Source organism: Pseudomonas sp. GL_090 (genome assembly GCF_057837765.1).
Genome location: NZ_CM174452.1, coordinates 1,963,562 through 1,990,489 on the forward strand (window position 1 = coordinate 1,963,562; position 26,928 = coordinate 1,990,489).

General features: G+C 59.7%; 29 protein-coding genes and 1 tRNA gene. 24 read left to right on the forward strand and 6 right to left on the reverse strand.

Annotation, left to right across the window (positions count from 1 at the left end; all coding sequences use genetic code 11):
• The first annotated feature begins 2 nt into the window (after window positions 1-2).
• Together AC3ITA_RS08780 and mtnC are read left to right on the forward strand one after the other, a co-directional pair.
• Window positions 3-548, forward strand: coding sequence for a 1,2-dihydroxy-3-keto-5-methylthiopentene dioxygenase (locus tag AC3ITA_RS08780; RefSeq protein WP_095945237.1), 546 nt, complete (start codon window positions 3-5; stop codon window positions 546-548).
• A gap of 4 nt (window positions 549-552) precedes the next feature.
• Entirely contained in the window at window positions 553-1,236 is a 684-nt protein-coding gene (mtnC, locus tag AC3ITA_RS08785; RefSeq protein WP_095945238.1) for an acireductone synthase, read from the forward strand.
• 120 nt (window positions 1,237-1,356) lie between these two features.
• Here mtnC and AC3ITA_RS08790 read toward each other — a convergent pair whose 3' ends face one another.
• Window positions 1,357-1,635 (reverse strand): DUF3509 domain-containing protein, encoded by a 279-nt coding sequence (locus tag AC3ITA_RS08790; RefSeq protein ID WP_095945239.1) that lies wholly within the window; start codon window positions 1,633-1,635, stop codon window positions 1,357-1,359.
• A 357-nt stretch (window positions 1,636-1,992) separates the two neighbouring features.
• On the opposite strand from AC3ITA_RS08790, the gene AC3ITA_RS08795 reads away from it, so the two are divergent.
• The 10 genes from AC3ITA_RS08795 (at window position 1,993) to AC3ITA_RS08840 (ending at window position 11,048) form a co-directional block, all read left to right on the forward strand.
• Window positions 1,993-3,831: a long-chain-acyl-CoA synthetase gene (locus AC3ITA_RS08795; RefSeq protein ID WP_489280029.1), complete on the forward strand. Its 1,839-nt coding sequence runs from the start codon at window positions 1,993-1,995 to the stop codon at window positions 3,829-3,831.
• 97 nt (window positions 3,832-3,928) lie between these two features.
• Window positions 3,929-4,447, forward strand: a complete 519-nt coding sequence (locus tag AC3ITA_RS08800) for an ankyrin repeat domain-containing protein (protein WP_095945241.1) — start codon at window positions 3,929-3,931, stop codon at window positions 4,445-4,447.
• Window positions 4,448-4,558: 111 nt separating this feature from the next.
• Window positions 4,559-5,089, forward strand: coding sequence for a hypothetical protein (locus AC3ITA_RS08805; RefSeq protein WP_489280030.1), 531 nt, complete (start codon window positions 4,559-4,561; stop codon window positions 5,087-5,089).
• 80 nt (window positions 5,090-5,169) lie between these two features.
• Window positions 5,170-5,361, forward strand: coding sequence for a PLD nuclease N-terminal domain-containing protein (locus AC3ITA_RS08810; protein WP_046042941.1), 192 nt, complete (start codon window positions 5,170-5,172; stop codon window positions 5,359-5,361).
• A gap of 253 nt (window positions 5,362-5,614) precedes the next feature.
• Window positions 5,615-6,490 (forward strand): polyamine aminopropyltransferase, encoded by an 876-nt coding sequence (gene speE / locus AC3ITA_RS08815; protein WP_095945243.1) that lies wholly within the window; start codon window positions 5,615-5,617, stop codon window positions 6,488-6,490.
• A 217-nt stretch (window positions 6,491-6,707) separates the two neighbouring features.
• A complete protein-coding gene (locus AC3ITA_RS08820; RefSeq protein WP_414927913.1) occupies window positions 6,708-6,941 on the forward strand; it encodes a hypothetical protein in 234 nt (77 codons plus the stop codon).
• 210 nt (window positions 6,942-7,151) lie between these two features.
• Entirely contained in the window at window positions 7,152-7,496 is a 345-nt protein-coding gene (locus AC3ITA_RS08825; RefSeq protein ID WP_414927914.1) for a ribonuclease E inhibitor RraB, read from the forward strand.
• Window positions 7,497-7,869: 373 nt separating this feature from the next.
• The gene (locus AC3ITA_RS08830) at window positions 7,870-9,279 is read left to right on the forward strand and encodes a circularly permuted type 2 ATP-grasp protein (protein ID WP_007988088.1); all 1,410 of its coding nucleotides are present in this window, start codon (window positions 7,870-7,872) and stop codon (window positions 9,277-9,279) included.
• 12 nt (window positions 9,280-9,291) lie between these two features.
• On the forward strand, window positions 9,292-10,242 hold the full coding sequence (locus tag AC3ITA_RS08835) for an alpha-E domain-containing protein (RefSeq protein WP_095945245.1): 951 nt from the start codon (window positions 9,292-9,294) through the stop codon (window positions 10,240-10,242).
• Window positions 10,239-11,048: a transglutaminase family protein gene (locus AC3ITA_RS08840; protein ID WP_095945246.1), complete on the forward strand. Its 810-nt coding sequence runs from the start codon at window positions 10,239-10,241 to the stop codon at window positions 11,046-11,048. Before AC3ITA_RS08835 ends, AC3ITA_RS08840 begins: the two co-directional genes overlap by 4 nt.
• Before the next feature lie 118 nt (window positions 11,049-11,166).
• Here the strand turns inward: AC3ITA_RS08840 and AC3ITA_RS08845 are convergent, their stop codons facing one another.
• Window positions 11,167-11,988: a c-type cytochrome gene (locus AC3ITA_RS08845; protein ID WP_095945195.1), complete on the reverse strand. Its 822-nt coding sequence runs from the start codon at window positions 11,986-11,988 to the stop codon at window positions 11,167-11,169.
• 595 nt (window positions 11,989-12,583) lie between these two features.
• On the opposite strand from AC3ITA_RS08845, the gene AC3ITA_RS08850 reads away from it, so the two are divergent.
• From AC3ITA_RS08850 to AC3ITA_RS08860, 3 genes are all read left to right on the forward strand, one after another.
• The gene (locus AC3ITA_RS08850) at window positions 12,584-13,789 is read left to right on the forward strand and encodes an acetyl-CoA C-acetyltransferase (RefSeq protein ID WP_095945194.1); all 1,206 of its coding nucleotides are present in this window, start codon (window positions 12,584-12,586) and stop codon (window positions 13,787-13,789) included.
• A gap of 24 nt (window positions 13,790-13,813) precedes the next feature.
• Complete coding sequence (locus AC3ITA_RS08855; RefSeq protein ID WP_414927915.1) at window positions 13,814-15,958, forward strand: 3-hydroxyacyl-CoA dehydrogenase NAD-binding domain-containing protein; 2,145 nt, start codon at window positions 13,814-13,816, stop codon at window positions 15,956-15,958.
• Window positions 15,959-16,056: 98 nt separating this feature from the next.
• On the forward strand, window positions 16,057-16,779 hold the full coding sequence (locus AC3ITA_RS08860; RefSeq protein ID WP_095945192.1) for an amidotransferase: 723 nt from the start codon (window positions 16,057-16,059) through the stop codon (window positions 16,777-16,779).
• Between the two features lie 110 nt (window positions 16,780-16,889).
• Here the strand turns inward: AC3ITA_RS08860 and AC3ITA_RS08865 are convergent, their stop codons facing one another.
• The 3 genes from AC3ITA_RS08865 to AC3ITA_RS08875 all read right to left on the reverse strand — a co-directional run bounded on the left by AC3ITA_RS08865 (window position 16,890) and on the right by AC3ITA_RS08875 (window position 19,648).
• A complete protein-coding gene (locus AC3ITA_RS08865) occupies window positions 16,890-17,861 on the reverse strand; it encodes a magnesium and cobalt transport protein CorA (protein WP_095945191.1) in 972 nt (323 codons plus the stop codon).
• Between the two features lie 160 nt (window positions 17,862-18,021).
• Entirely contained in the window at window positions 18,022-18,744 is a 723-nt protein-coding gene (locus tag AC3ITA_RS08870) for a lysophospholipid acyltransferase family protein (protein WP_414927916.1), read from the reverse strand.
• Window positions 18,745-18,958: 214 nt separating this feature from the next.
• Complete coding sequence (locus AC3ITA_RS08875; RefSeq protein WP_095945189.1) at window positions 18,959-19,648, reverse strand: crotonase/enoyl-CoA hydratase family protein; 690 nt, start codon at window positions 19,646-19,648, stop codon at window positions 18,959-18,961.
• A 308-nt stretch (window positions 19,649-19,956) separates the two neighbouring features.
• On the opposite strand from AC3ITA_RS08875, the gene AC3ITA_RS08880 reads away from it, so the two are divergent.
• The 9 genes from AC3ITA_RS08880 (at window position 19,957) to AC3ITA_RS08920 (ending at window position 23,540) form a co-directional block, all read left to right on the forward strand.
• Window positions 19,957-20,046: transfer RNA gene (locus tag AC3ITA_RS08880), tRNA-Ser, on the forward strand.
• Between the two features lie 348 nt (window positions 20,047-20,394).
• A complete protein-coding gene (locus AC3ITA_RS08885; RefSeq protein WP_414927917.1) occupies window positions 20,395-20,649 on the forward strand; it encodes a type II toxin-antitoxin system HicA family toxin in 255 nt (84 codons plus the stop codon).
• Entirely contained in the window at window positions 20,646-20,978 is a 333-nt protein-coding gene (locus AC3ITA_RS08890) for a type II toxin-antitoxin system HicB family antitoxin (RefSeq protein ID WP_414927918.1), read from the forward strand. Before AC3ITA_RS08885 ends, AC3ITA_RS08890 begins: the two co-directional genes overlap by 4 nt.
• Window positions 20,979-21,100: 122 nt before the next feature.
• Entirely contained in the window at window positions 21,101-21,421 is a 321-nt protein-coding gene (locus tag AC3ITA_RS08895; RefSeq protein WP_489280032.1) for a YbjQ family protein, read from the forward strand.
• Between the two features lie 146 nt (window positions 21,422-21,567).
• On the forward strand, window positions 21,568-21,756 hold the full coding sequence (locus AC3ITA_RS08900) for a hypothetical protein (RefSeq protein WP_095945198.1): 189 nt from the start codon (window positions 21,568-21,570) through the stop codon (window positions 21,754-21,756).
• Between the two features lie 314 nt (window positions 21,757-22,070).
• Window positions 22,071-22,439 (forward strand): bacteriocin, encoded by a 369-nt coding sequence (locus AC3ITA_RS08905; protein ID WP_095945186.1) that lies wholly within the window; start codon window positions 22,071-22,073, stop codon window positions 22,437-22,439.
• Between the two features lie 114 nt (window positions 22,440-22,553).
• Window positions 22,554-23,021: a YMGG-like glycine zipper-containing protein gene (locus tag AC3ITA_RS08910; RefSeq protein ID WP_095945197.1), complete on the forward strand. Its 468-nt coding sequence runs from the start codon at window positions 22,554-22,556 to the stop codon at window positions 23,019-23,021.
• A gap of 16 nt (window positions 23,022-23,037) precedes the next feature.
• Window positions 23,038-23,220 (forward strand): hypothetical protein, encoded by a 183-nt coding sequence (locus AC3ITA_RS08915; protein WP_095945185.1) that lies wholly within the window; start codon window positions 23,038-23,040, stop codon window positions 23,218-23,220.
• A gap of 107 nt (window positions 23,221-23,327) precedes the next feature.
• Window positions 23,328-23,540: a hypothetical protein gene (locus AC3ITA_RS08920; RefSeq protein WP_414927919.1), complete on the forward strand. Its 213-nt coding sequence runs from the start codon at window positions 23,328-23,330 to the stop codon at window positions 23,538-23,540.
• A 40-nt stretch (window positions 23,541-23,580) separates the two neighbouring features.
• Here the strand turns inward: AC3ITA_RS08920 and AC3ITA_RS08925 are convergent, their stop codons facing one another.
• Window positions 23,581-26,742 carry an RHS repeat-associated core domain-containing protein gene (locus tag AC3ITA_RS08925; RefSeq protein ID WP_489280033.1) on the reverse strand — a complete coding sequence of 1,054 codons (3,162 nt, stop codon included), beginning with the start codon at window positions 26,740-26,742 and terminating at the stop codon, window positions 23,581-23,583.
• Between the last annotated feature and the right edge of the window lie 186 nt (window positions 26,743-26,928).

Below are 26,928 nucleotides of genomic sequence, written 5' to 3' on the forward strand. Positions count from 1 at the left end.
TGATGAGCAGCCTGTCCGTCTATCACGTCTCCAGCCCTGAAATCCCCAACAAGGTGCTGACCCATCTCGAAGACATTCAGTCGACCCTGGCCGAGCAGGGCGTGCGTTTCGACCGCTGGCAAGCGGCGGCGAAGATCCAGCCGGGTGCCAGTCAGGAAGAAGTGATCGCCGCCTACCAGGAGCAAATCGACCAGCTGATGACCGAGCGAGGTTACGTCACTGTCGACGTGATCAGCCTCAACAGCGATCACCCGCAAAAAGCCGAACTGCGAGCCAAGTTCCTCGACGAACATCGTCACGGCGAAGATGAAGTACGATTTTTCGTTGCCGGCCGTGGCCTGTTTACCCTGCACATCGACGATTACGTCTACGCGGTGCTCTGTGAGAAGAACGACCTGATCTCGGTGCCGGCCGGCACCAAGCACTGGTTCGACATGGGCGAGCACCCGCATTTCGTCGCAATCCGTCTGTTCAACAACCCGGAAGGCTGGGTCGCCAACTTCACCGGCGAAGACATCGCCAGCCAATTCCCGCGTCTTGAGGACTGAGTCAATGCCGATCAAAGCGATTCTCACCGATATCGAAGGCACCACCAGCGCGGTGAGTTTTGTGTTCGACGTGTTGTTTCCTTATGCCGCGAAACACCTGCCGGATTTTGTCCGTCAGCACGCCGAACGCGCCGATGTGGCGGAGCAAATGGCTGCCGTGCGCCGCGACAGCAACGAACCGAACGCCGACGTCGAGCGGGTCATCGAGATCCTGTTGGGCTGGATCGCTGAAGACCGCAAGGCCACGCCGTTGAAAGCGTTGCAGGGCATGGTCTGGGAGCAGGGCTATCAGGCCGGGCAATTGAAGGGGCACGTGTACCCGGACGCCGTTGAAGCGCTCAAGCGCTGGCACCGGGACGGCTTTCAACTGTTTGTTTATTCGTCCGGTTCGATCCAGGCCCAGCGGTTGATCTTCGGCTGCTCGGAGGCGGGGGATCTGACGCCGCTGTTCAGCGGCTATTTCGATACCACTTCGGGGCCCAAGCGCGAGGCCCAGTCCTACGCCAACATCAGCCAGGCGATCAACCTTGAGGCGGGGCAGATTCTGTTTCTGTCGGACATCGTCGAGGAGCTCGACGCGGCGCGCACGGCGGGGATGGCCACGTGCGGGCTGGCTCGCGAGGGTGGAGAGCTGGCAGGGCATGTCACCGTGGACAGCTTTGCGCGGATCAATCCTGCTGCCTTCTAAGCACTACACAATTTGTAGGAGCGAGCCTGCTCGCGATTGCGATCTGTCATTCAACATTGATGTTGATTGACACTCCGCTATCGCGAGCAGGCTCGCTCCCACATTTTTTTCCGCATTTTTTTACAGCGAGTGATAAGTCGGCAGGGCAAACCGTTGCTGGCTCTGCAGCATGGAAATCTGCGGCAATTCACTGGCTTGTTCGGCGAGGTCGCGGCGAATCGCACTGATCACCCACGTCAGTTGGTCGCCATTGTGCAATTGCTGATAGGAAATCGAGCGCTTGAACACTTTGCCTTCGCCGCCGCTCAGGGTCAGCAGGATCCCACCGTCGGGGCGGTCCTGGGTGGTGACTTCGAAGTTTGAGAACAGGGACGAAAATTTTTCCTGAATCAGGTTCATGTCTTTCAGCTCCGTTGGCTCTTGAATGGCAAGCATACGGAGAGGGTTGCAGTGATTGTGCCAGCCTTGTTTTTTTGTAAATCAACTTATAAAACAACAGGTTAGTATCTGTGGTGATTTTTGCTTTCGTGCATTCTGCATGAACGGCCGTCGTGCATCCTGCATTTTGCGCGGTCGTTCGGCGCTTCGATGGAACCATTGCGTGTGCGGAGGTTCACGATTGGCCCTGTATCAATCGCAGATCAAGATCGCAGATACAAAACATTTCAAAAACCGCGTGTACAGCTCAAGAACCGTTGACGTATTTTCGGGCTCAGTCATCGCAGCCCGACAATAAAAAGATCGAACGGGAGCATCATGAGTCGCACGTCGAACGACACGATTACCTGGAGCATGATGCTCCGCAAGTTGCCTTCCATCGCCAAGGCCATCCCCCGGGTGGTGAAAGGCATGAAGGCCGCCAACGTCAAGGACCCGACCCAAGCGTGTGGTTTGGGCTGGAGTTTCGAGCAAGCCACGTTGCGCAACCCGGATGGTCCGGCGCTGTTGGAAGGTGACGTAACGCTCAGTTACTCCGAGGTCAATCAATGGGCCAATCGCATCGCCCATCATCTGATCGGCCAAGGCATCGGCAAGGGTGATGTGGTGGCGGTCTTCATCGAGAACCGCCCGGAACTGCTGGTGACGATTCTGGCGGTGGCCAAGGTCGGCGCGATCAGTGCACTGCTCAATACCTCGCAAACCCGCGATACCCTGGTGCACAGTGTGAATCTGGTGGCGCCGGTGGCGATCATTGTCGGTGAGGAGCTGGTCCCGGCGTACCTGGCGGTGCGTGACCGGGTGTCGATCAAGGCTGACCGAACCTGGTTCGTCGCCGATCAGGACACCTCGCGCCAACCGGGTATCGCGCCTGAAGGCTTCATCAACCTGATGACCGTCAGTCTCGACGACGCCAGCGACAACCCGGCCAGCAGCCGGCAGGTTTTCTTCGACGATCCCTGCTTTTATATCTACACCTCGGGCACCACGGGGCTGCCCAAGGCAGGCGTGTTCAAGCACGGACGCTGGATGCGCAGCTCGGCGAGCTTCGGAATGATCGCCCTGGACATGCGCCCCGACGATGTCGTCTATTGCACCTTGCCGCTGTACCACGCCACGGGCCTTTGCGTGTGTTGGGGTTCGGCCGTCAGTGGGGCCAGCGGGTTCGCCATCCGCCGCAAGTTCAGCGCCAGTCAGTTCTGGAACGACGCGCGCAAGTACCGGGCGAGCACCATCGGTTATGTCGGCGAACTGTGCCGCTACCTGGTCGATCAACCGCCCAGCGCCGACGACAGCCGGCACGATGTGAAGAAAATGATCGGCAACGGCTTGCGTCCCGGCGCCTGGAACGAGTTCAAGACCCGCTTTGCGGTGAATCACATCTGCGAGCTGTACGCCGCCAGCGACGGCAACATCGGTTTCACCAACATACTCAATTTCGACAACACCATCGGTTTTTCCCTGATGTCCTGGGAGCTGGTCGCGTACGACCATGACAGCGGCGCGCCGATTCGTCAGGCCAATGGCCTGATGCGCAAGGTCGCCAAGGGCGAGCAGGGGTTGTTGCTGGCAAAAATCGATGACAAGGCACCCCTGGACGGTTACACCGATCCGCAGAAAACCGCCAAGGTCGTGCTTGAGAATGTGTTCGAAAAGGGCGACCGTTATTTCAACACCGGCGACCTGTTGCGCAACATCGGCTTCGGGCATGCGCAGTTTGTCGACCGCCTGGGCGATACCTACCGCTGGAAGGGCGAAAACGTCTCGACCACGGAGGTCGAAAACATCCTCCTGCAACACCCGCTGATTTCCGAAGCCGTGGCCTATGGCGTGGAGATCCGCAACACCAATGGCCGGGCCGGGATGGCGGCGATCACTCCCGCCGAATCCCTGGCCACCCTGGATTTCAGTGAGCTGCTGGCCTTTGCCCGCGAGCAAATGCCGGCCTATGCGGTGCCATTGTTTCTGCGGGTAAAAGTGAAAATGGAAACCACCGGAACGTTCAAATATCAGAAGACCCGACTCAAGGACGAGGCCTTCGACCCGGATAAAACCGGCGATGATCCGATCTATGCCTGGCTGCCGGGGACCCAGACCTACGTGCAGGTCACCGAGCAGTTGTTGTCCGACATTCACGGCGGCAAGTACCGTTATTGAATCTGGCTATGGCGGCCCATGAGAAAAAACAAGTGACAGTGCCGGGGGCGCTCGGGAAACTGTCGGCTTTTACGAATGACAGAAAAGGGAGTGCCCAATGTCAGACAAAAGCCGCCAGATGACCCCCGAAGAAGCCGCCGAATTCACCGAACAGGTATTCAACAAGGCACGGGAGGGCGATGCGGCGATGATGGCCGCGCTGCTGACCAAGGGTTTGCCGCCGAACCTGCGTAACCACAAGGGCGATACCTTGCTGATGCTGGCCGCTTATCACGGTCATGTGGACACGGTAAAAGTCCTGCTTGAGCACAAGGCCGATCCGGAGATCCGCAACGACAACGGCCAGAGCCCGATTGCCGGCGCCGCCTTCAAGGGCGACCTGGCGGTGATCAAGGCCTTGGTCGATGGCGGCGCCCAGGTTGAAGGCTCGTCCTTCGATGGCCGAACGGCGCTGATGATGGCGGCGATGTTCAACCGCGTCGAAGTGGTCGATTACCTGATCAGCAAGGGCGCCGACCCGAAAGCCAAGGACGCCAATGGCATCACTGCGTTGGAAGCGGCTAAAACCATGGGCGCTTCCGATACCGTTGCACAGCTGGAAAAACTGCTGGGCTGACGCTGAGCCCCGTGGCGAGAGGGCAAGTCCCCTCGCCACAGGTCCGCATTTCTTTTATTAATGCGCTATCCTTCGCGCCCTCAAAATTCACCTCGCTACAGGATCCTCCCCATGAAAGCCGCACTCGTCGAACTCATCAGCAAAATCAGCTCCGGGTGCATGGGCGAAGACGAAATCCTCAAGGTCGCGGACGAAGCGGCCCAGGTCTACGCCGATCCCGAGGCTTTTCTGACGGCCAATCCGGACATCAACTACGACGAAACCTTCCCGATCCCGCTGGGTGAGTGGGTGGTGGTCGGCAGCCTGCCGGAAACGGTGCTGTTCCAGGCTGACACCTACATGGACCTGTTCGCACAGATCGTCGCCTCGTTCGGCCCGGGGGTGGAGTTCAATCTCAAGCCCAAGCAACTGGCCAAGACCGAAGCCCTGACCGCGCTCAACCGTATCCAGGTGCAGATGAGCAGCATGAACAAGGAAAACGGTGGTTACACACTGATGAACTTCAGCCAGTTGCTCGATGACGAGTTGCAGGTGGTCCTGGTCTACGGCAATGACGTGCCACGGGTGCTGGAATTGTGTACTGAAGTCGGCATCGCAGCCGCGCCATCCCTGGAAGCCCTGAAAGTGGCGGTCCACGTCTGATCCAGGCACGGTCAATAAAAAGGAATCCTCGCGACGACCGTCTATCCTGAGGGGGCATATCACTCTTTGGGAGCGTCACCATGGGTTCCACGTTCAACAGCCTGGTTGCCTTGATCATTTTTGTCCTGGACATCTGGGCCATCATCAACGTCTTCAAAAGTAGCGCCGAGACCGGGATGAAAATCCTCTGGGTGCTGCTGATCGCGCTGTTGCCGGTGTTGGGACTGATCATTTGGGCCATCGCCGGGCCGCGGGGCAATGTCAAACTCTGAACCGGCAACACTGAACCTGTGGGAGCGAGCCTGCTCGCGAAGAACGATGACGCGCAGCCACTGAAACACCGCATCGCCTGCTTCGCGAGCAGGCTCGCTCCCACAATGTTCTGCGGGTACTTCGATGACGAAGGTTCGACCTGTCATGTTCCGCGACGTAGAATGCGCGCCTTTCCCGGTCAATCGAGACGCTCGATTGGCCATCATGGGCGGGTAACCGTCCGTTGCCACCGCATTCATCGGAGCACTTCCCATGAGCAACACCCCGACCAGCGACTACCTGGAAACCCTCTACGAAGGCTACGGCCAGCGTTTTCGCATGGAAAAACTGCTGCACGAAGTGCGCACCGAGCACCAGCACCTGGTGATTTTCGAAAACCCGCGCATGGGCCGGGTGATGGCGCTGGACGGCGTGATCCAGACCACCGAAGCCGACGAGTTCATCTACCACGAAATGCTCACCCACGTGCCGATCCTGGCGCACGGTGCCGCCAAACGCGTGCTGATCATCGGCGGCGGTGACGGCGGCATGTTGCGTGAAGTGGCCAAGCACCGCGGCGTCGAGCACATCACCATGGTCGAGATCGACGGCACCGTGGTCGACATGTGCAAGGAATTCCTGCCGAACCACTCCAAGGGCGCGTTCGATGATCCACGCCTGAACCTGGTGATCGACGACGGCATGCGTTTCGTCGCTACCACCACTGAAAAGTTCGACGTGATCATTTCCGACTCCACCGACCCGATCGGACCGGGTGAAGTGCTGTTCTCGGAAAACTTCTACCAGGCCTGCCACCGTTGCCTGAACGAGGGCGGCATCCTGGTGACCCAGAACGGCACGCCGTTCATGCAGATCGAAGAAGTGAAGACCACCGCCGGCCGCCTGCGCAGCCTGTTCCCGGACTGGCACTTCTACCAGGCCGCCGTGCCGACCTACATCGGTGGCTCGATGACCTTCGCCTGGGGCGCCACCAATACCGCTTATCGCAAGTTGTCCCGCGAAACCCTGCAACAGCGCTTCGCGGGCAGCGGCATCGTCACCCGCTACTACAATCCTGAAATCCACATCGGCGCCTTCGCCTTGCCGCAATACGTGCTGCAGGCGGTGAACAAGCCAAGCAACGATTGATGGGTTGAAACACAAAACCTGTGGGAGCGAGCCTGCTCGCGATGGACGTGAACGATGACGCGGGATGTCTGATTTAACGCGGCGTTCTCAAGTTTTTCGCGAGCAGGCTCGCTCCTACAGAGATCTACGATGGGTGCAGATCCGGCGGAACAATCAGCCAGCTAACAAGGTCGAGATAGAGGTAAGCCCATCCATGGGTTTTACCAAGGAGGCACCAATGCAAAAGTGGAAAGTCACTTTCGTGGATGATCATGGCGAAACCATCAACGAAGTCTTTGAGTGCACCGAGCGCCCGGACTACGAGCGTGCCGCCAGGCTCATCAAGGCCCGGCTTCTTCCTGTCGCCGCCGAACTGGATCTGAACGATCTGGAAGGGCGGACCACTGATGCATGCGTCAAAGATCTCAAGTCCCAGAACAGCATACAAATCCTCGGCATTACTCCAATCTGAACGACACCTGTCGCATTCACATCCAGCCCTTGGCAGGGGCTCTATCTTGAGGCTACTCTGCAAGCGAGATCAGCGAATGAATCGCTAAGGTCTGGTCTTGTCAGCTCCATGCTTGTTTCCCGCCGGCACATCGGTTGCCGTCGCTCGCGCTGTTCGGTTGCGGGTGAGGGAGTACGGAAAGTCTATCCATCGGTTTGAGGAGGACGTTTCATGAGCACAGCCTATCAAGAAGACATCAGCAGCAGCGTGCTGCGCCGCATGAAAGAAGGCGGTTTTGACTTTTCACGGTTCCATCCCATCGAGTTCTACGCCATTTTCCCGGACGAGGAGCGGGCACGCAGGGCGGCAGGTCATTTTCACCGTGGTGAATCCCTGGATGCGCAAGTCAGTGTGCGCGACGATGGCGCCTGGGCGCTGGAGTTGTGCAAGGTCATGTATGCCACCTACGACGACATCGGCGACTTCGAACAGGGTTTCGAAGCAGTGGTCGAGCCTCTGGGCGGCGTCATCGAAGGCTGGGGTGTGAAACAGGAGGTACGAGGGCGACTCGCATAACCTTATGAACAGTGACAACCGGCAATGACGGCTGACCTTCGGGTTGGCCGTTTTCGTTTTCGCCGACAGGACATTGACCACGACCCCGTAGGAGCTGCGGTGCGGCGATCCGACTTGCCAGCGAAGGCGTCCCCGAAGAGCGACGCATGACTCATGGGCCCCTTCGCCAGCAAGCTGGCTCCTACAGACTATGCTGGTGATAGGCGATCACAGCGCCTTGCAATGAAGCGGGGGCGATCAGGTTGGGGCATTTGTCGCACAGGATTGGTGCGGTGCGTGCGTCTTGATTATCCAACTGATTGAAATCTAAGCGTTTATGCCGATGGCACGGGCCTTGCGAAGGTCTGGACGTCCGAGTGACAAGGAGTACGGCATGATCCGCACCTATTTTGACGAGATGTACGATGCCGGCGGCCAGGTCCGCCCGCATTATCGGGAGTTTGCCCGTTGGCTGGCCGAGACGCCTGACGAGCTTCTGGCACAACGGCGACGCGAGGCCGATCTGTTGTTTCATCGCGCCGGGATTACTTTCACGCTCTACGGGGACGAGCAGGGCACAGAGCGCCTGATTCCCTTCGACACCATTCCCCGCAGCATCCCCGCCAGCGAATGGCGGATTGTCGAGCGCGGCTGCATCCAGCGGGTCAAGGCGTTGAACATGTTCCTCGCCGACCTCTACCACGAGCAGCGCATCATCAAGGCCGGTATCATTCCGGCCGAGCAGGTGCTGGCCAACGAGCAGTACCAGTTGGCGATGCAAGGGCTGGATCTGCACCGCGATATCTATTCGCACATCTCCGGCGTCGACCTGGTGCGCGACGGCGACGGCACCTACTACGTGCTCGAAGACAATCTGCGAACTCCGAGTGGCGTCAGCTACATGCTCGAAGACCGCAAGATGATGATGCGCTTGTTCCCCGAGCTGTTCGCGGCGCAACGCATCGCCCCCATCGACCACTACCCGAACCTGCTGCTCGACACCCTGAAAAGCTCAAGCCCGATCGATAACCCGAGCGTGGTGGTGCTGACGCCGGGGCGCTTCAACAGTGCGTTCTTCGAGCATGCGTTCCTGGCGCGGGAAATGGGCGTGGAGCTGGTGGAGGGCGCGGACCTGTTCGTGCGTGACGACAAGGTCTACATGCGCACCACCGACGGGCCGAAAGCGGTCGACGTGATTTATCGTCGCCTCGACGACGCGTTCCTCGATCCCCTGGCCTTCAACCCGGAATCGATGCTCGGTGTGCCGGGGCTGCTGTCGTCCTACCGTTCCGGCAACGTGGTGCTGGCCAATGCCATCGGCACGGGGGTGGCGGACGACAAGTCGGTGTACCCGTTCGTTACCGACATGATCCGTTTCTACCTCGATGAAGAACCGATCCTGAAGAACGTTCCTACGTGGCAGTGCCGTAATCCGTCTGAGCTTTCCCACGTGCTGGCCAATCTGCCGGAACTGGTGGTCAAGGAAACCCAAGGCTCCGGCGGGTACGGAATGCTGGTGGGGCCGGCGGCGACGGCGGCGGAAATCGAAGCCTTCCGCGCGCGGATCATCGCCAAGCCCCATGCGTATATCGCGCAACCGACGTTGTCGCTGTCGACCTGTCCGACCTTTGTCGAAAACGGTATTGCACCACGCCACATCGACTTGCGGCCGTTTGTCCTGTCGGGTCGTGAAACCCGGGTCGTGCCCGGCGGCCTGACCCGTGTCGCCCTGCGCGAAGGCTCCCTGGTGGTGAATTCCTCCCAGGGTGGCGGAACCAAGGACACCTGGGTGGTTGAGGATTGAAGGAAGCGTGCCATGTTAAGTAGAACTGCCTCGGATTTGTATTGGATGTCGCGTTACCTGGAGCGGGCGGAAAACCTCGCCCGGATGCTCGACATCAGCTATTCGCTGTCGCTGATGCCGCAAGACGGTCGTGGCGACGGTTTGCACGAACTGGCCATGCCGCTGTTGATCACCGGCACCCTGGACGATTATCTGGAGCGCCATGGCGAGCTGCATGCCGAACGGCTGCTGCATTTCTTCGCCCTGGATGCAGCCAACCCGGCGAGCATCTACAGCTGCCTCGGTGCCGCACGGGCCAGCGCCCATGCGGTGCGTGGGCGCATCACTGCCGATATGTGGGAAAACATCAACGCCACCTGGCTGGAAATTCGCGGCATCGCCGAACAGGGCCTCAGTCGCTACGGCATGAGCCGTTTCTGCGAGTGGATCAAGGAACGTTCCCACCTGTTCCGGGGCGCTTCCTACGGCACCATCATGCGTAACGATGCGTTTCGCTTCATTCGACTGGGGACCTTTATCGAGCGGGCGGACAACACCTTGCGCCTGCTCGATGCCCGCTACGAAATGGCCGGCGACCAGGCCGAAGCGGTCAGCGATGGCACCGCCCATGCGTATTACCAATGGAGCGCGTTGTTGCGGGCGTTGTCGTCGTTCGAGGCCTACACGGAAATCTACCGTGACGCCCCCGGTGCCCGGCATGTCGCTGAATTGCTGTTGCTGCGGGCCGATGTACCGCGATCCCTGCGCGCCTGCACCGAAGAAATCGACCAGATCCTGGCGCAATTGCCGGGGGCCAACGGTCGTCCCGCACAACGCCTGGCGGCGGAAATGGACGCACGTCTGCGCTACACCGGCATCACCGAAATTCTCGACGAAGGTCTGCACGCCTGGCTGACCGAGTTCATCCCGCTGGTGCGCCAGTTGGGTAACGCGATTCACAGTTCTTATCTGGAGGCCGCATGAGACTTTCCATTAGCCACGAGACCACCTATCACTACGAAGACAAGGTGCGGGCGAGCATCCAGTATCTGCGCCTGACGCCCCACGACAGTGAGCGCCAGCACGTGCTCAGTTGGCAGCTCGACCTGCCGCGCCCGGTGCGGGCGCAACTCGATCCGTTCGGCAACATCCTGCATGTGTTGACCATGGACGAGCCCCACGAGGCGATCGTCATCGGCGCCCGTGGCCAGGTCGATATCGACGAATGGCGTGAGGCCGAACACGAGAGCCAGTCGGCACTGCCGTTTCTGCGCTTTACCCGTTTGACCGAAGCCGACGCCGCCCTGCGGGCGTTCGCCGAGAAGGAATGCAAGCAACGCCGCGACCGCACGGCGCTGATCGATCTGATGCACGGCCTCAACCAGCATATGACCTACACACCGGGCTCCACGGAAGTGGACACCAGCGCGGCCCAGGCCTTTGCCGGAGGCGCCGGCGTGTGTCAGGACCACACCCACGCGTTTCTCGCCTGCACCCGCAGCCTGGGCATTCCTGCGCGTTATGTGTCGGGCTATCTGTACAGCGAAAACAGCGAACACCTGGCCAGCCACGCCTGGGCCGAAGCCTGGCTGGACGACGCCTGGTACAGCTTCGACGTGACCAATGAACTGGCCCGGCCGGAACGCCACCTGAAGCTGGCGGTGGGCCTGGATTACCTGGATGCCTGCCCGGTGCGCGGGATGCGGCGGGGCGGCGGGTGTGAGCAGATGCACGCCAAGGTGCTGGTTTCACCGACGCCCGCGCCGGTGATCTCGGTGCAACAGCAATAACGGAAACACCGCCGAACCCTGTAGGAGCGAGCCTGCTCGCGATGGCGTCATGTCAGTCAATACTTCGCTGGCTGACACACCGCTATCGCGAGCAGGCTGGCTCCTACAGGTAAATGCATCACGGCTTCACCTTGCGCCCCACCATGTGCTTCAAATACCCCACCAGCATCCTCAGATCCCCATCCGGCAACACCTCGGCCGAGAACCCGGGCATCTTCGCCTGCGGCCACTGGCGCAAACTCTGTGGGTCGCGAATGTAGCGCTTGAGGAAGTCCGCGCCGAAGTACTCGGTCGGGTTGTACGGAATATTCAGGTCCGGTCCGAATTGCGCGTCCCCGTCGCCATTGAGTCGATGGCAGGCCAGGCAGTTCTTCTGGAACAACGCAAAGCCCTTGTTCACCGGATCATCCGCCTTCAACGCCGGATCGGGCAGCAGGGCAGGGAAGCGCTCGGCAACGGGCGCCAGGCGTTTGATGCTCGCCACCTGGAACGGCCATTGCTCGGGGCTGATGTTGCCGGCCTGCGGATTGCTCCAGACCAGATAGAACGGCCCGGCGCCTGGCTTGCCTTCGGAGAGCGGCGGCCAGGGTTTGGCCGGGTCTTCAATCGCCAGCCATGCCTGCGCACCCTGGGTATTGAGCAACGGCGCCGCTGTCATTTCGGCGGCAAAGCCATCCAGGGCCACGGCTTGCAGGTGGTCGTCAGGCTTGATGCCGGTCAGCAATGCCGACAGCGGCACGGCGCGGTAACTCATGTCACGCTTGTAGGAAACGTCGTTGCTGATGTTGATGGTTTGAACCTGAGGATGCTTGAGCAATTGCTCGGTCTGCCAGGTGCGACTGTTCGCGCCCAGCTCCAGATTCAGCTGTGCGGCATACAGGGGCGAACCGAACAGTGTGGCCCCGAGGAGAATGAGCATTTTCAAGTGATCGTCGTCCATGTCGTGTGCAAGTGCCGCAAAGATTGGCACAGCCACGCTGGCCCGGGTAGCGGGCCAGTCACATTTTGAGAGTGGCAATTCAAAAACTGTGACGCCGTAGCTTTTAGACGCGACTAGCCGATGACCTTGGTCAGGTTCGGCAATATCAATAACAGCGTGGTGGCGAAAAGGATGAGCCCGGCTTGACGTACTTTCGATTGTTTGAACATGGCTTGACCGCCTTTTTTGTTATTTCCTGATGCCTGCCCGCATAGCTCCATGATGGCAGCGCGTTGCACTTCCTGTAGTGACGAGTGCCTCGGCAAAACCCGACGACAACTTCGTACAAGTTCACCTTAGAGCCCGCGTTAAGCTTGGTTTAGATCCATTTCGTATGGTGTTCTTGCAATTCGCTTTAAAAAAGGCATGAGGCCTATTGCCAGCTTCTTTGGCGCCCGTTGGCTAGACAGCTTGGGGTCCTGAATGGTAGCTGACTACCGTTCGTCTGAGCGTGAGCGTCAACGTCTGTGAGCGCTGCGGTCATTGAATCAAACGCGGCTCGGGCCAAGAGTGGGCACTCGGTATTTACCCACCTGCACTGCGGTTCGAGGACGTCATGACCCAAGCATTGATTTTCGACGCGTTACGCACGCCCCGTGGCAAAGGTAAGGCCGATGGCGCCTTGCACAGCGTCAAACCGGTGAACCTGGTTGCCGGTTTGCTCAACGCACTGCAACAACGCACTGCGCTGGACACCAGCCAGGTCGATGACGTGGTGCTCGGCTGCGTGACACCGATCGGCGATCAAGGTTCCGACATCGCCAAGACCGCCGCTCAGGTGGCTGATTGGGATGTCAGCGTGGCGGGAGTCCAGATCAACCGGTTCTGTGCTTCGGGGCTGGAGGCCGTGAACCTCGGCGCGATGAAAGTGCGTTCCGGTTTCGAAGACCTGGTGGTGGTCGGTGGTGTCGAGTCGATGTCCCGGGTGCCGATGGGCAGCGATGGCGGGGCCTGGGCGCTGGACCCGGCGACCAACCTGCACAGTCAATTCACGCCACAGGGCGTGGGCGCCGACCTGATTGCCACACTTGAGGGCTTCAGCCGTCAGGACGTCGATGCCTACGCCCTGCATTCCCAGCAAAAGGCTGCGCGGGCGCGAGCTGATGGCTCGTTCAACAAGTCGCTGGTGCCGGTGCAGGACCAGAACGGCATCATCCTGCTCGATCACGATGAGTTCATCCGCGCCGAATCGACCCTGGAAGGCCTGGGCAAGCTCAAGCCGAGTTTCGAGATGATGGGGCAGATGGGCTTCGATGCCACCGCGCTGCGGGTCTACAGCCATGTCGAGCGGATCAACCATGTTCACACCCCCGGCAACAGTTCCGGGATTGTCGATGGCGCGGCGCTGATGCTCATCGGCTCCGAAGCCAAGGGCCGGGCGCTGGGCTTGCAGCCTCGGGCGCGGATTGTCGCCACGGCAGTCACCAGTACCGATCCGACCATCATGCTCACCGGCCCCGCGCCGGCGACCCGCAAGGCACTGGCCAAGGCCGGGCTGCGGGTCGAAGACATCGACTTGTTCGAGGTCAACGAGGCGTTCGCGTCGGTGGTGTTGAAGTTCATCAAGGACATGGCCGTCGATCCGGACAAGGTCAATGTCAACGGCGGTTCAATCGCCATGGGCCACCCGCTGGGCGCCACCGGTTGCGCCATCCTCGGCACGCTGCTCGATGAGCTGGAAGCCCGACGCCTGCGTTATGGCCTCGCGACCCTGTGTGTCGGCGGCGGCATGGGCATTGCCACCATCATCGAACGCCTCTGAGCCCGGACTTCAAGGAACCCCGTTATGAACGAAGCCATTCGTTACGAAAAAGACCAGGACCAGATCGTCGTCCTGACCATCGACATGCCCGGCCAGAGTGCCAACACCATGAACGCGGTGTACCGCGAGGCCATGGCTGACAGCGTTGCGCGCCTGGTGGCCGACAAGGACAGCATCGCCGGTGTGATCATCACCTCGGCCAAGAAGACTTTCTTCGCTGGCGGCGACCTCAATGAACTGATCAAGGTCGGCAAACCCCAGGCCAAGGCCTTCTACGACATGGTGCTGAGCCTCAAAGGCCAGTTACGCACCCTGGAAACCCTCGGCAAGCCAGTGGTTGCGGCGATCAACGGCGCGGCTCTCGGCGGCGGCTGGGAAATCTGCCTGGCCTGCCATCATCGCGTGGCGCTGGACAACCCGTCGGTGCAACTCGGCCTGCCGGAAGTCACCCTAGGCCTGCTGCCGGGCGGCGGAGGCGTGGTGCGCATGGTGCGTATGCTCGGCCTGGAAAAAGCCCTGCCTTATCTGCTTGAAGGCAAGAAGGTGCGGCCACAACAGGCGTTGCAGGCAGGCTTGATCGACGCGCTGGCGAGCGATCACGAAGACCTGTTGGCCAAGGCGCGAGCGTGGATTCTGGCCAATCCGGCGGCGGTGCAGCGCTGGGACGTGAAGGGCTACCAGATACCGGGTGGCACGCCGTCTAACCCGAAAGTCGCGCAGATGCTGGCGATTGCGCCGTCGATCCTGCGCAGCAAAACCCAGGGCACGATGCCCGCGCCGGAGAAAATCCTCTGCGCGGCGGTCGAGGGCGCCCAGGTGGATTTCGACACGGCGCACCTGATCGAAACCCGCTACTTCACCGAATTGACCACCGGTCAGGTCTCGAAAAACCTGATCGGCACGTTCTGGTTCCAGCTCAATGAAATCAACGCCGGCGGCTCGCGGCCCCAGGGTTTTGCGCCCTATGTCACCCGCAAGGTCGGCGTACTCGGCGCCGGGATGATGGGCGCCGGTATCGCGTTTGTCAGCGCGTTGGCGGGGGTCGAGGTGGTGCTCAAGGACATCAGCCTCGCGGCGGCGCAGAAGGGCAAGGCGCATTCGGCGGCGCTGCTGGACAAGAAAGTCGCTCGCGGACAAATGAGCCTCGAGCAACGCGACACCGTTCTGTCACGGATTCAAACCAGCGAAAGCGATGCCGACCTGGCCGGTTGCGACCTGATCATCGAGGCGGTGTTCGAGGATCGAGACTTGAAGGCCAGGGTCTCGTTGGCGGCGCAGAAGGTCGTCGGCCCGGACGCTGTGATCGCCTCCAACACCTCGACCCTGCCGATCAGCGGCCTGGCGTGCGCCGTGCCCGACCAGAGCAAATTCATCGGCCTGCATTTTTTCAGCCCCGTGGAAAAAATGCCGCTGGTGGAAATCATCAAGGGCGCCAACACCAGCGACGAAACCCTGGCCCGCGGCTTCGATTACGTCCTGCAAATCAAGAAAACCCCGATTGTGGTCAACGACAGCCGCGGCTTCTTCACCTCAAGGGTGTTCGGCACCTTCACCAACGAAGGCATCGCCATGCTGGGCGAGGGCGTGAGCGCGGCGATGATCGAGACTGAAGCGCGCAAGGCCGGCATGCCGATAGGACCGCTGGCGATCTCTGACGAAGTTTCCCTCAGCCTGATGAACCATATCCGTCTGCAAACGGCCAAGGACCTGCAAGCAGAAGGCAAACCGCTGACAGAACACCCGGCATTTTCCGTGATTGACTTACTGCTCAATGAGTTCAAGCGTCCCGGCAAGGCTGGCGGTGGAGGTTTCTACGAGTATCCGGCGGGCGGCCAGAAACACCTTTGGCCTGAGTTGAAAACCCGCTTCGAGAAAGCCGACGGGCAGATTTCTCCCAAGGACGTGCGTGATCGCCTGCTGTTCGTGCAAGCCATCGAAACCGTGCGCTGTGTGGAGGAGGGCGTGTTGACCTCGACGGCGGATGCCAACGTCGGCTCGATCTTCGGCATCGGGTTCGCCGCCTGGACCGGCGGTGCACTGCAGTTCATCAACCAGTACGGCGTGCAGGACTTTGTGGCCCGGGCGCAGTATCTGGCCAAGCAATATGGCGAGCGGTTCGCGCCACCTGCCTTGCTGCTGGAGAAGGCGGCCAAAGGGGAGGTGTTCTAAGGGGGGAGAGATGATGCATTTCGGGGCTTGCCTTGTCACAGCGTTTCAAGGCAGGCTCTGGGGTGTGCATTATTCCCATCACGTGTCAGGTATTTTTTATGTCGTTACGCATCTGCATTCTGGAAACCGACCACCTGCGTCCGGAATTGGTTGACCAATATCAGGGCTACGGGCAGATGTTCAAACACCTGTTTTCGCAGCAGCCGATTGCCGCCGAGTTCACCGTCTACAACGTGGTGCAGGGTGAATACCCAAGCGACGACCTGACGTTCGACGCCTATCTGGTGACGGGCAGCAAGGCCGACTCCTTTGGCACCGACCCGTGGATCGAAACCCTCAAGAAATATCTGCTGACCCGCTACGAGCGCGGCGACAAGTTGCTGGGCGTTTGTTTCGGTCATCAGTTGCTGGCGTTGCTGCTCGGCGGCAAGAGCGAGCGTGCGACCCAGGGCTGGGGCGTCGGCACCCACAACTACAAATTGGCCGCCAAGGCGCCATGGATGAACCCGGTGCGCGAAGAACTGACGCTGCTGATCAGCCACCAGGATCAGGTCACGTCGCTGCCGGAAAACGCCACGGTCATCGCTTCCAGCGATTTCTGCCCGTTTGCCGCCTACCACATCAACGATCAGGTGCTGTGCTTCCAGGGGCATCCGGAGTTCATCCACGACTACTCCCGCGCCTTGTTGGAGATTCGCCAACAGGCACTGGGCGAGCAGGTCTACTCCAAGGGTATTGCGAGCCTGGAACAGGAACACCACGGCACCACGGTGGCCGAGTGGATGATGCGGTTTGTGGCGCACAAGCCAGCAGCTGATTGAAATTAAAAACATCGCGAGCAGGCTCGCTCCTACATTGATCTCTGCAACACCGAAGATCGACTGTGGGAGCGAGCCTGCTCGCGATCGAGTGCGAAGCACTCGCCTTGGATTTAAAGCCACCCCGACTTCTTGAAACTTGCCCACAACCCCAGACAACCCACCGTAATAAACCCCAGCACCCCGAAATACCCGTAGTGCCAGGTCAACTCGGGCATGTTCTGGAAATTCATCCCATAGATCCCCGCCACCGCCGTCGGGAAGGCCAGGATCGCCGCCCAGGCCGCAAACTTGCGTTGTACCACGCTCTGGCGTGAGGCCTCCAACAGCACCCCGACCTCAATCGTCTGGCTGGCAATATCCGCCAGCGTCGTCAGGTCTTCCATCTGCCGCGTTACATGGATCTGCACATCGCGAAAGTACGGGCGCATGTTCTTGTCGATGAACGGGAAGCTCAGCCTCTGCAGTTCCTCTCCTATCTCGATCATCGGCGCCACATAACGACGCAAGCGTAAAACATCACGACGCAGGCCATGTAGCTTCTGGATGTCGTAATCATTCAGCGAGCCACATAACACATTGCCCTCCAGCACATCGATTTCCGCGTGAATGGCTTCGCCCATCGGCTGGTAGTTTTCGATCACGAAATCGAGGATGGCATAGAGTACGAAATCTTCCCCGTGCTCAAGCAATAGCGGACGCGCCTCACAGCGCTGTCGGACATGGGCGTAGGACGCCGAGTGACCGTTGCGCGCAGTAATGATGTAGCCATTGCCGGCAAAGATATGCGTCTCGATGAACTCGAGTTTGCCTTCGTGGCGGATGGGGGAGTAGGTCACGATGAACAGTGCATCGCCGAAGGTTTCCAGCTTCGGCCGGCTGTGCTTTTCCAGGGCGTCTTCGATGGCCAGTTCGTGCAGGTTGAACTGGCGTTGCAGATTATAGAGTTCCTCGGCGTTCGGCTCTTCGAGGCCGATCCAGACAAAGTGCCCGGGCTTTGCCGCCCAGGCTGCGCCTTCGTCAAGGGTAATATTGGTGACTCTCTTACCGGCGCTATAAACCGCAGCAGCAACAACTCTACCCATGATGGTGGTTCACTTCTTTTGGCAGCTTTCAATTGGCAACGAATGCATTGGCAGTGTGGATCAGCTTAGCCTCGCAGTGTTTGAGAGTCAGTTAAATCTGCCGAGTTCTGGGCAAAGACGCACAGGCAAAAGAAAACCCGCACCAGGCGGGTCTTCTTTTTCAGGCGGCTTGCAGTTGCCGGTCCATCGATTCGATGCATTCACGCATCTGCTCGCGGCACTGGGCGATCAGCATGGGCATGTCGTCCAGGCTCAATCCGGCGGTGGGAATCGCCGGCAACGAGCGAATCAGGATTTTCCCGCTGCGCCAGCGGTTCAATCGCATGTGTTTGACGTAACTGCTGACACACACCGGGACGATCGGCACCCCGGCGGCAATAGCCATCTGAAACGCGCCTTTCTTGAAGGGCAGCAAGTCCTCACCCAGATTGCGCGTGCCTTCCGGGAAAACCCAGATCGAAGTGTCTTTGTTTTGCAGGGTGTGGGTGGTGGTCAACATCGACTGGCGTGCCTTTTGCGCATTGCCACGGTCGATCAGCACGTTGCCGGCCAGCCAGAACAACTGCCCGAACAGCGGCACCCACTTCAGGCTCTTTTTGCCGATGCACACGGTGCGGCGGGGCACCACGTTGCCAAACACAAACAGGTCGTAATTGGACTGGTGATTGGCGATGATCACGCAGCTGTCGGGTTTATCCATCAACGGCCCGACTTCGGCTTTCACCCGCAAACGCAAAATACACATGGCCGGCCATGCGTACAGGCGTGCGCACAGGCGGCTGTTGTCCGGATTGAATGGCCGACACAGGCCGAGAATCACTCCCAGCACCCCCGCCACAATAAAGTGCAGGCTCATCAATGACATACGGAACAAAAACAGCATTTACAGGCCCCACCGGGACAAAAGGTGGCGCAGTGTACGGATGTGCACTGTTTTCGGCAATTGCTCCCAGGGAAGTGGGAGATGGCCGATGTTTGAGCTGATGTTGCCGACTATTTGGTCAGACGCGGTCTAGAGCGTTTGCAGACGTTTAACCAAGACACCTATGAAAAAGCCCGACACGACGGTCGGGCTTTTCGTTGCAGCAGTTCCGGGCTTAGCCCAAATGTTCCTGGTCCTGGATGATCGCGTTGTCCAGGGCCTCCAGCAACGCCTTGCGCACTTTCAGTTTGGTGTTCTTGTGCGCGGTCATGTTGATCTTCTTCAACTGACGAGCCGCCGCCAGCGCCGCGCCTTGCAGTTCTTCAGGCGAGACCACCACATCAAGGAAGCCGGCTGCCACGGCGCCTTGTGGATTGAACATCTCGCCGTTGACCACCGAACGCTGCAACGCCACTTTGTTCAGGCGGTCACGGGCGATCTCGATGCCTGCGTGGTGCATGGTCATGCCGATCTGCACTTCGTTCAGGCCGATACTGAATGGACCGTCTACACCGATGCGATAGTCGGCCGACAACAGCAGGAACGCACCCTTGGCCACCGCATGCCCCGAGCACGCCACGATCACCGGGAAGGGGTGCGACAGCAGGCGGCGGGCCAGGGTCGAGCCGGCGGTCACCAATGCCACGGCTTCCCTGGGGCCGGCCGTCATCACCTTCAGGTCATAACCGCCAGAGAGAATGCCCGGCTGGCCGGTAATGATCACCACCGCACGATCCGTCACGGCCCGATCCAGCGCAGCGTTGAACTCGGCAATCACATCCGGAGAGATGGCATTGACCTTGCCATTGTTCAAGGTCAGGGTCGCGATACCGTCTTCGAGATGGTAAGAAATCAACTCACTCATGACGCTATTCCTTTCAATAAAGTTGGGCAGACGTTACCCACCGCCGCAGGCCAGGTAAAGCGCCGTGGCTGACCCACCAGTCACCCTTTTCCCGCTCGCCAAGCGTAGCCCGCCGCGCCTGCCGCGCATTCCCCTCTATATAGAAGAGGGCACGAAGCCGGAGATTGGCCGGTTTGCCATGGCCCGGAACGACCGCAAACGCTGAATCGCGTTAACCGCATGAAAATTCTGAAAAAAATATTTGCCATCGGAAAAGCTTTCGACTACATTAGCGCGCCTCGACAGACAGAACTTGTTTGAAGAGATACGGTGAAGTGTCCGAGTGGCTTAAGGAGCACGCCTGGAAAGTGTGTATACAGGAAACTGTATCGAGAGTTCGAATCTCTCCTTCACCGCCACATTCAGTAAGCACAAACCCCTGACTTTCCTAGAGGAAGTCGGGGGTTTGTGGTTTTTGGTGTCTGAAAAGAAGACGCATCCCGCCCAAGCTAGGCCAGCAAGGTAGTGACCCGCTAAAAGCGCAGCAAGCGTAACGCTTTACGCAACTCTCGGAAATTGCCTACAACCCCGGCGAGAGTCACCCCGATATCCTGCCTGCCGTGAAAAACAAACGCTTCCACACGAAAACGCCGCTTTCCTGTTCTGGATAAGCGGCGTTTTTTTAAGCGCGCGTTAGAGGCCTCTCCCACGCATCAGCGATGTCATTCGCGGTTGCTAAACCCTATTCGGTATCATGATATAATACCATGAATAATAAACAGCTCAGCACTCTCAAAGCCTTATTTTCAAGACCAGCCTCGGCAACCATGGAGTGGTCCCGCATCGAATCCTTGTTCGGCGCTGCAGGGGCCAGAACCGTCGAAGGCCATGGTTCGCGAGTACGTTTTGAACTGAATGGCGTGGTGGCCACTTTTCACCGGCCCCACCCCGACAAAGAAGCCAAACCCTACCAGGTGCGTGACGCCAGGGCTTTCCTTGAACAAGCAGGAGTTATCCCGTGAACGTAATGAACTACAACGGCTACTCAGCCCGGATCGAGTACAGCGACGAAGACGGCCTGTTCGTCGGCCACATTGCGGGCATCAAGGATGTTGTCGGGTTTCACGGCGAGTCAGTCAAAGAACTTCGCACCGCATTCGAAGAGGCCGTCACCGATTATCTGGAGACTTGCGCCAAGCTTGGTCGCAACCCACAGAAACCCTATTCAGGCCATCTCAGTCTGCGCCTGGCCCCAGCCCTTCACGCGACGGTTGCTGTGAAAGCTCAGTTAGCCCACAAAAGTATCAATCAGTGGGTCGCTGATGTTCTTCAACGCGAGGCCCATGTTTAGGCAGTGAATATCCGGCAGTGGACTGCTCAAACTCTTCGAACGGCCAGCAACTCGGCCAACGATCCCGTCACGTTGCCGGCGTTTGAGGCGCTGGCTGAATTTCTGAACAGTAAGGAACGCCCATGATCGTCACCACGACCCACGCCATCGAAGGCCGGCAAATTACCGCCTACCTGGACATCGTCAGCGCCGAGTCGGTGCAAGGGATCAATGTTGTCCGCGACGTGTTTGCCGGGATGCGCGACTTTTTCGGCGGGCGTTCCCAGACACTGGAACGAGCGTTGAAGGAAGCGCGCATTCAGGCCACCGATGAGATCAGGGAGCGGGCGCTGGCGCTTGGGGCGGACGCGGTGGTCGGGCTTGATTATGAGATCAGCATGCCGTCCGGCAAGGGCGGGATGGTCGTGGTGTTTGTGGCCGGGACGGCGGTCAAGTTGAGGTGAAAGGTGAGAAGCCATTCGTCGGTCACGGGGAAATCCGAACAGCAGGTCTGTTAGTGACCGGCTAGTCTGAAAACCCTTGGCGATCGATATTCTTTCAGGCAAAGGGTTTGCCGGTGTCGATCGCGCGTTTTGAAAGGGGTGAAGAGATGGCTGATCCATATATCGAGGACGATGGCGCAGAATTTCCGATCAACAACGCCGTGCGGTGTGGTCAGACCCAGTATGTGGCGAGTTTCGGCGAGGACCAGACTGAGGTCGGCAAGATCAAGACCAGGGCGTGCCGGGTACTGAAGGGCAAATTCTTACCCAGGGTGACAGCACCGGTCAGGAAGTAACCGAACGTTAGACAGACCCCGTCATAGAACGGGGTTTTTTGTGTCTGAAAAATTTCATGACAATTTTTTTGAAGGGAGTGATTTTTCACAAACTTTTCACAGGTCCCTTCGTAATCTCGACTCATCCGTTAGAAAGCAACACCTGGCCCGTTTCCCCAGCGGGCTTTTTTTTGTCCGCGATAAAACCTTTTCGGTAAACGCTGTCCAACCGTCGCCAATCGCGAAGATGGACCGGCGTGCTGGACATTATCCGCGCAAAAGCATTCAATCTCGCCCCCCCTTTTTGTGTACCCCTATTTTTTGAGGTTTTTGTCATGCGTTTAACACTGCCTGCTCTGGTTCTGGGGCTTCTGGTTGCTCAAGGTGCAATGGCTGGTGACGGTACCGCCGCGCTGGGCGGTGGCTTGGGTGGCGCGTTGGGTAACGTGGTCGGCCAGAAGATGGGCGGCAGCACTGGCGCAGCAATTGGCGCGGGCGTCGCTGGCGCGGCGGGCAGTGCAGTTGCCGCCAAAAAAGGTCATCGCACCAGCGCTGCTATCGGTGGCGGTGTTGGCGCGGCCGGTGGTTCGGTGATCGGCAATAGCCTTGGCGGCAAGTCCGGCGCCACCATCGGTGCCGGCCTGGGCGGTGCATTGGGCGGTGGCGTAGGCAGCAACCTGGCCAAGGGTCACAAGGGTCACTGATCCTGATTGTGCATCTAAAAAGAGCCCGGCTTGATGCCGGGCTTTTTCATTTATGAACGTTTTACGGTGCCGCGGCTCAAATCTTCCATACCCCTGAAAAATGTGAGGCATGCCATGGACCCGAAAACCAACGGCAAGAAAACCGCAAGCCTGAGTGCTCGACGATTGATGTTGCCTGCGATTGTTTTTGGATGGCTGATCTCTCAGGCGGCACTGGCGGGAGGTAATGGAGATGCCGCGGTGGGCGGTGGTCTTGGTGGGGTGTTGGGCAACGTTGTCGGTGGTCAGGTGGGCGGTAGTACGGGGGCAGCGATTGGTGCAGGTGTCGGCGGAGCGGCCGGCAGTGCCATTGCCGCACCCAAGCGCAGTCGCACCGAGGCGGCGGTAGGCGGTGGTTTGGGCGCGGCGGGTGGATCGGTGGTCGGCAACAGTCTTGGCGGTTCGACCGGATCGGCCATCGGCGCAGGCCTGGGCGGTGCAGCCGGCGGTGCGGTCGGCAATGATCTGGGGAGTGACAGCGGTCATTCCCATTCCGGTAACGGTTATAAACATTCGAACAAACACCACAAAAAGCATCGCTAGTTGAGTGAGGCATCCCATGACAGTGAAAAGCAAAGGCAAGGAAGAAAAAGACCCGAGCGGACTGCCATCTATCAACGATCCCGGCAATGAAGATCCGGGATCGCTGATGGATGATGCGACGGTGCCGCTTAATGATGCTGATGATTTGGGCGATGTGGGGAATATCGAGTTTGACGATGAGGAGGAGGACGAAGATTGATCGAGCCGAGTTGGTGGATTGACTGGTTGTCCAGCTGAGCGAACGCGTCCATCGCCCGGTCCTCGTCAGGTCGTGACCTGCACTTCAGGTCACACGAGAGGTGCGATATGAAGACTGATCGGAAAGTCCCCGACGCTGATGAAACACCGGAGTATCCGCTGCCGTCGCCTACCGATTCCTTGAGCCGCGATCAACGACCGCCGGACGATGATGATGCAGGTGTGGAGCAGGTTCCGAGCGAGGACGATATTGAGGCCGATTCCGATGATCGGGACGATGGCGCGGGTGCGGGTGAGCCAGCTATTACGAAACGACAGTGAGCAAGCCCGGGACTCCCGTGAGTCTGCGTGATACGCGTATTTATTCGAAGGTTGGAGAGGGCACACCAGGCTCCCCCACATCAACCTTTGCCCCTCCTTCCCCAAATGGAGCCGAGCATTCCGGCTTGTTCGCCTGCGGGCAATTCCCGTCCAACCCCAATGGATTCACCCACCCTGTCGGGTTCCGGGTGTACCGATACGGGTTCAACCCACCGGCCAGCTTGACCGGATCCGGTGTCAGATAGCGACCGATGTCGGGATGGTAGTAGCGATGGCGGTTGTAGTGCAGGCCGCTCTCGGCGTCGAAGTATTGCCCCTGGAACCGTAGCGGCTGTTCGAATCGTTCGCCGGCGCCCTGGCTCAGTTCGCGGAGTTTGCCGTAGGCGGAGTATTTCGCCGACCAGACGATGGCACCACTGTAGCTGGTCAGTTCCTGCGGGGTGCCGAGATGGTCGAGTTGGTAGTAGAACGGGCGGACGTCTGCCCGGCCCTTGCCGTCGAGCAGCGCCAGCGGGCGGAAGCTGCCGGGTTCGTAAATGTAACTGCGGTAGTGTCGGGGAGCGCTTTCCGCGATGAGCCGGTCGCCTTGCCAGAAGAATTGCGTGGTCTGGCCGTCGACGGTTTTGCGGATGCGCCGGCCGAAGGCGTCGTAGCGGTAGCTGACACTTTTACCGTCCGGGGTGCTGATACTGATCAGGCGGTGCTGGCTGTCGTAAGTGTATTGGGTGACCAGAGGCGGCATACCGCGGTGTTCTCGGATCAGGTTGCCGAAGACGTCGTAGACGTAGTGGCTGTTGCAATGGCGGCGCAGGCGGTTGCCCTGGTGCACGAACGGGCTCGGACGGCCGTGGATCTGCAGGTTGCCGGCCGGGTCATGGGTGAAGCTCTCCGCGAACGGGTCGCGGGCGTGGTGTGCGCCGGTCAGGCGATCGAGTGCATCGTATTGATAGTGGCGTTGGTCCCGACGGCTGTCGGCAATCTGCAGGAGATTGCCCTTGGCGCTGTAGGCATACTCGCGGCTGTACAGCGGTCGTTGCTTTTGGCTGACGGCATGGGCCTGCAAACGGCCTTGCTCGTCGTAGGCGTAATCGCTGAGCAGCAGGCCCTGTTGGCGTTGCTGTTCGCGCCCGCCGACAAAACGGTGGCTGGTCAGGCGCGTGCCATTGAGATCGATGGCAGTGAGGACGCCGCCCTTGGCATGGTGGTAGACAAGGACACAGTCGTCCGGCAGGCGCAGTCGCTTGAGCCGACCGCAGGCATCGTAGACGTAACGCAGGGTGACCCGGCCCTGATGCTCGGTGATCAGCCGGCCCTGGCAGTCGTATTCGAACGCCAGCGGATGGTCCTGACCGTCATCGACGCGGACCAGTCGCCCGAAGTTGTCGTAGTGGTACTCGACCTTGATCCCGTCGGGCAGGGTCTTGAGCAATAGGCGCCCGGCACTGTCGCGTTGGTACTGCGTGACGAGTTGCGAACCGTCGTCGCCGAACTCGGTTTTCTCCAGCAACTGACCATTACCGTCATACGCATAAGTGGTACGACGGCCATCGAAGCCGGTTTCCTGTCGGATCAATCCGCCTGGCGTGTAGTCCAGCCGATAGGTGTCGCCGACCTCGTTTTCGATCTCGGTGAGCAATAGCTGCGCATGATCGTAGCCGTACTTCAGTGCGCTGCCGTCGGGGTTGATCCGACGGCTGACCAAGTGCAGGTCGTCGGCGTATTCGTAACGGGTTACCCGTCCCAGTTCGTCGGTTTCGGCGGTGACCTGGCCGTAGGCGTTGTAGCGACAGGCACGGCAGGCACCGGTGGGCAATGTGGTCCGTGTCAGTCGACCCACGGCGTCCCACTCATAGCTGGTGACCGCACCGTGTTCGTCCTGCCCGGTAATCCGCCGGCCCAGCACATCGTAGGAAAAAGTGCGCTGGGTACCGTCCGGCAAAGTCTCCTCCAACAGTTGCCCCAAGGCGTTCGAGACAAACCGGTGACTGCTCTGGTCGGGGAATCGGATTGTCAGCAAGCGCCCCTGCGGGTCGTAGACATAGCGGGTGATCTGCCCGTCCGAATCAGTAACGGCAGTGATATCGCCCTGGAGATTGCGCTGACAGGTCCACGTCTCCTGACCCCGCGTGTGGGTGTGCAGGGCGCCGTGACGATACTCGCAGGACGTGGGCGCCTCATTCTGCGCAAGCAGCGTAACCAGCCGACCGACTTTGTCATATTGGTATCCGGTGACGGCGCCGAGGGCGTCCTGCTCAGCGATCAGGCGGCCTTGATCGTCGTAGGCGTAACGCGCCTCCATTTGGGTAAACGAGGCCCAATGATGGATGCAGCGGGCTGCCTTGCCGGAGCGTTCCCACGCCCAGAAAAAACTCGCGCCACCAGCCAGTTGCCGTTGCAGGATGACGTGCTGCTCGTCGTAGTCATAGCGCTCGCTTTCACCCGCGGCGTTGGTTGCCTCGATCAAGCGCTGGCGGGCGTCGTAGCGGTAGCTGACCAGTGTCTGTTCGGTGCGCCAGGTGTTCGTCTCGGGATCGCCGCGCTGAAACACCTGATAGTCGACGGCCACCAGGTGCTTGAGGTCGTAACGCAGCAATAAGGCGCGGTCGGCGCCGTTGTCCAGGCGTTGGATCCGGTCACAGCGGTCCCGCTCTACTGTCAGGCGGTTGCCGTAGGCGTCGCTGATCGCGCTGAGCCGGCCGTCATGAAAGTGGTAGAACCGCGCGCGGTCGCCGGCCGGGGAAAGGATCAGTTCGTCCGGCTTCTCGCCGAGGTAAATCGCCGTCCGCGACAGGCTGTTGTGGAGCACCGGCCGCGTCGCCGTCGGTCGTGGAAAGGGTGTGCGGCGGTTTTCGGGGTCGATCCACAGTACCTTATCGCCGTGGAGTTCCAGGTGCTGGGACAGTGAATGGCTCCAGCCAAAACCGAGGCCGCTGTCGATTTCAACGGCACTGGTGCGATAGAGGCGGGTGAAATCGAAGGGCAGGATCCCGTCGAGGGTGCCGTCGGTGAGGGACAGCAATCCTTCGCCGGTAACCATCGACACCGGGCCGTTGTGGGTGGCGGTTCGCTCGACGGTGTCGGCGCTGTCGTCGTTGGGGTTTTTCGCTTGCCTGGAGGCGTCCTCGCGGCGTTCCTGCCTACCGGAGCGAAGTGTCAGGGGACCGCTGGCGGGGCATGCCAATACCTCTTGGGGATCGAACATCTGCTGTCTTTCGCTTGGCGGAGTATGGAGCGCGAAACTCTGCGGGGGATCAGCGAGGAAAGAAGTCGGGAAAGGTGGCGCTTGCTGTAGGGCGATTCGCTAAATCGCGGAGGGCCATTCGGCGTCGATTGGGATTTGATCATTGCTCTGGACCGGTGGCGCTCGCTATGCTGCTGAATCCTTTAA

What these genes read in the sequence shown, in the direction of transcription:
- AC3ITA_RS08910 (WP_095945197.1), top strand. Translation starts at nt 22,554, where the DNA reads ATGGACCCGAAAACCAACGGCAAGAAAACCGCAAGCCTGAGTGCTCGA.
- AC3ITA_RS08830 (WP_007988088.1), top strand. Translation starts at nt 7,870, where the DNA reads ATGATCCGCACCTATTTTGACGAGATGTACGATGCCGGCGGCCAGGTC.
- AC3ITA_RS08920 (WP_414927919.1), top strand. Translation starts at nt 23,328, where the DNA reads ATGAAGACTGATCGGAAAGTCCCCGACGCTGATGAAACACCGGAGTAT.
- AC3ITA_RS08780 (WP_095945237.1), top strand. Translation starts at nt 3, where the DNA reads ATGAGCAGCCTGTCCGTCTATCACGTCTCCAGCCCTGAAATCCCCAAC.
- AC3ITA_RS08805 (WP_489280030.1), top strand. Translation starts at nt 4,559, where the DNA reads ATGAAAGCCGCACTCGTCGAACTCATCAGCAAAATCAGCTCCGGGTGC.
- AC3ITA_RS08895 (WP_489280032.1), top strand. Translation starts at nt 21,101, where the DNA reads ATGATCGTCACCACGACCCACGCCATCGAAGGCCGGCAAATTACCGCC.
- speE (WP_095945243.1), top strand. Translation starts at nt 5,615, where the DNA reads ATGAGCAACACCCCGACCAGCGACTACCTGGAAACCCTCTACGAAGGC.
- AC3ITA_RS08850 (WP_095945194.1), top strand. Translation starts at nt 12,584, where the DNA reads ATGACCCAAGCATTGATTTTCGACGCGTTACGCACGCCCCGTGGCAAA.
- AC3ITA_RS08795 (WP_489280029.1), top strand. Translation starts at nt 1,993, where the DNA reads ATGAGTCGCACGTCGAACGACACGATTACCTGGAGCATGATGCTCCGC.
- AC3ITA_RS08865 (WP_095945191.1), bottom strand. Translation starts at nt 17,861, where the DNA reads ATGGGTAGAGTTGTTGCTGCTGCGGTTTATAGCGCCGGTAAGAGAGTC.
- AC3ITA_RS08810 (WP_046042941.1), top strand. Translation starts at nt 5,170, where the DNA reads ATGGGTTCCACGTTCAACAGCCTGGTTGCCTTGATCATTTTTGTCCTG.
- AC3ITA_RS08840 (WP_095945246.1), top strand. Translation starts at nt 10,239, where the DNA reads ATGAGACTTTCCATTAGCCACGAGACCACCTATCACTACGAAGACAAG.
- AC3ITA_RS08925 (WP_489280033.1), bottom strand. Translation starts at nt 26,742, where the DNA reads ATGTTCGATCCCCAAGAGGTATTGGCATGCCCCGCCAGCGGTCCCCTG.
- AC3ITA_RS08800 (WP_095945241.1), top strand. Translation starts at nt 3,929, where the DNA reads ATGTCAGACAAAAGCCGCCAGATGACCCCCGAAGAAGCCGCCGAATTC.
- AC3ITA_RS08835 (WP_095945245.1), top strand. Translation starts at nt 9,292, where the DNA reads ATGTTAAGTAGAACTGCCTCGGATTTGTATTGGATGTCGCGTTACCTG.
- AC3ITA_RS08820 (WP_414927913.1), top strand. Translation starts at nt 6,708, where the DNA reads ATGCAAAAGTGGAAAGTCACTTTCGTGGATGATCATGGCGAAACCATC.
- AC3ITA_RS08790 (WP_095945239.1), bottom strand. Translation starts at nt 1,635, where the DNA reads ATGAACCTGATTCAGGAAAAATTTTCGTCCCTGTTCTCAAACTTCGAA.
- AC3ITA_RS08855 (WP_414927915.1), top strand. Translation starts at nt 13,814, where the DNA reads ATGAACGAAGCCATTCGTTACGAAAAAGACCAGGACCAGATCGTCGTC.
- AC3ITA_RS08885 (WP_414927917.1), top strand. Translation starts at nt 20,395, where the DNA reads ATGAATAATAAACAGCTCAGCACTCTCAAAGCCTTATTTTCAAGACCA.
- AC3ITA_RS08870 (WP_414927916.1), bottom strand. Translation starts at nt 18,744, where the DNA reads ATGCTGTTTTTGTTCCGTATGTCATTGATGAGCCTGCACTTTATTGTG.
- mtnC (WP_095945238.1), top strand. Translation starts at nt 553, where the DNA reads ATGCCGATCAAAGCGATTCTCACCGATATCGAAGGCACCACCAGCGCG.
- AC3ITA_RS08845 (WP_095945195.1), bottom strand. Translation starts at nt 11,988, where the DNA reads ATGGACGACGATCACTTGAAAATGCTCATTCTCCTCGGGGCCACACTG.
- AC3ITA_RS08875 (WP_095945189.1), bottom strand. Translation starts at nt 19,648, where the DNA reads ATGAGTGAGTTGATTTCTTACCATCTCGAAGACGGTATCGCGACCCTG.
- AC3ITA_RS08860 (WP_095945192.1), top strand. Translation starts at nt 16,057, where the DNA reads ATGTCGTTACGCATCTGCATTCTGGAAACCGACCACCTGCGTCCGGAA.
- AC3ITA_RS08915 (WP_095945185.1), top strand. Translation starts at nt 23,038, where the DNA reads ATGACAGTGAAAAGCAAAGGCAAGGAAGAAAAAGACCCGAGCGGACTG.
- AC3ITA_RS08825 (WP_414927914.1), top strand. Translation starts at nt 7,152, where the DNA reads ATGAGCACAGCCTATCAAGAAGACATCAGCAGCAGCGTGCTGCGCCGC.
- AC3ITA_RS08900 (WP_095945198.1), top strand. Translation starts at nt 21,568, where the DNA reads ATGGCTGATCCATATATCGAGGACGATGGCGCAGAATTTCCGATCAAC.
- AC3ITA_RS08905 (WP_095945186.1), top strand. Translation starts at nt 22,071, where the DNA reads ATGCGTTTAACACTGCCTGCTCTGGTTCTGGGGCTTCTGGTTGCTCAA.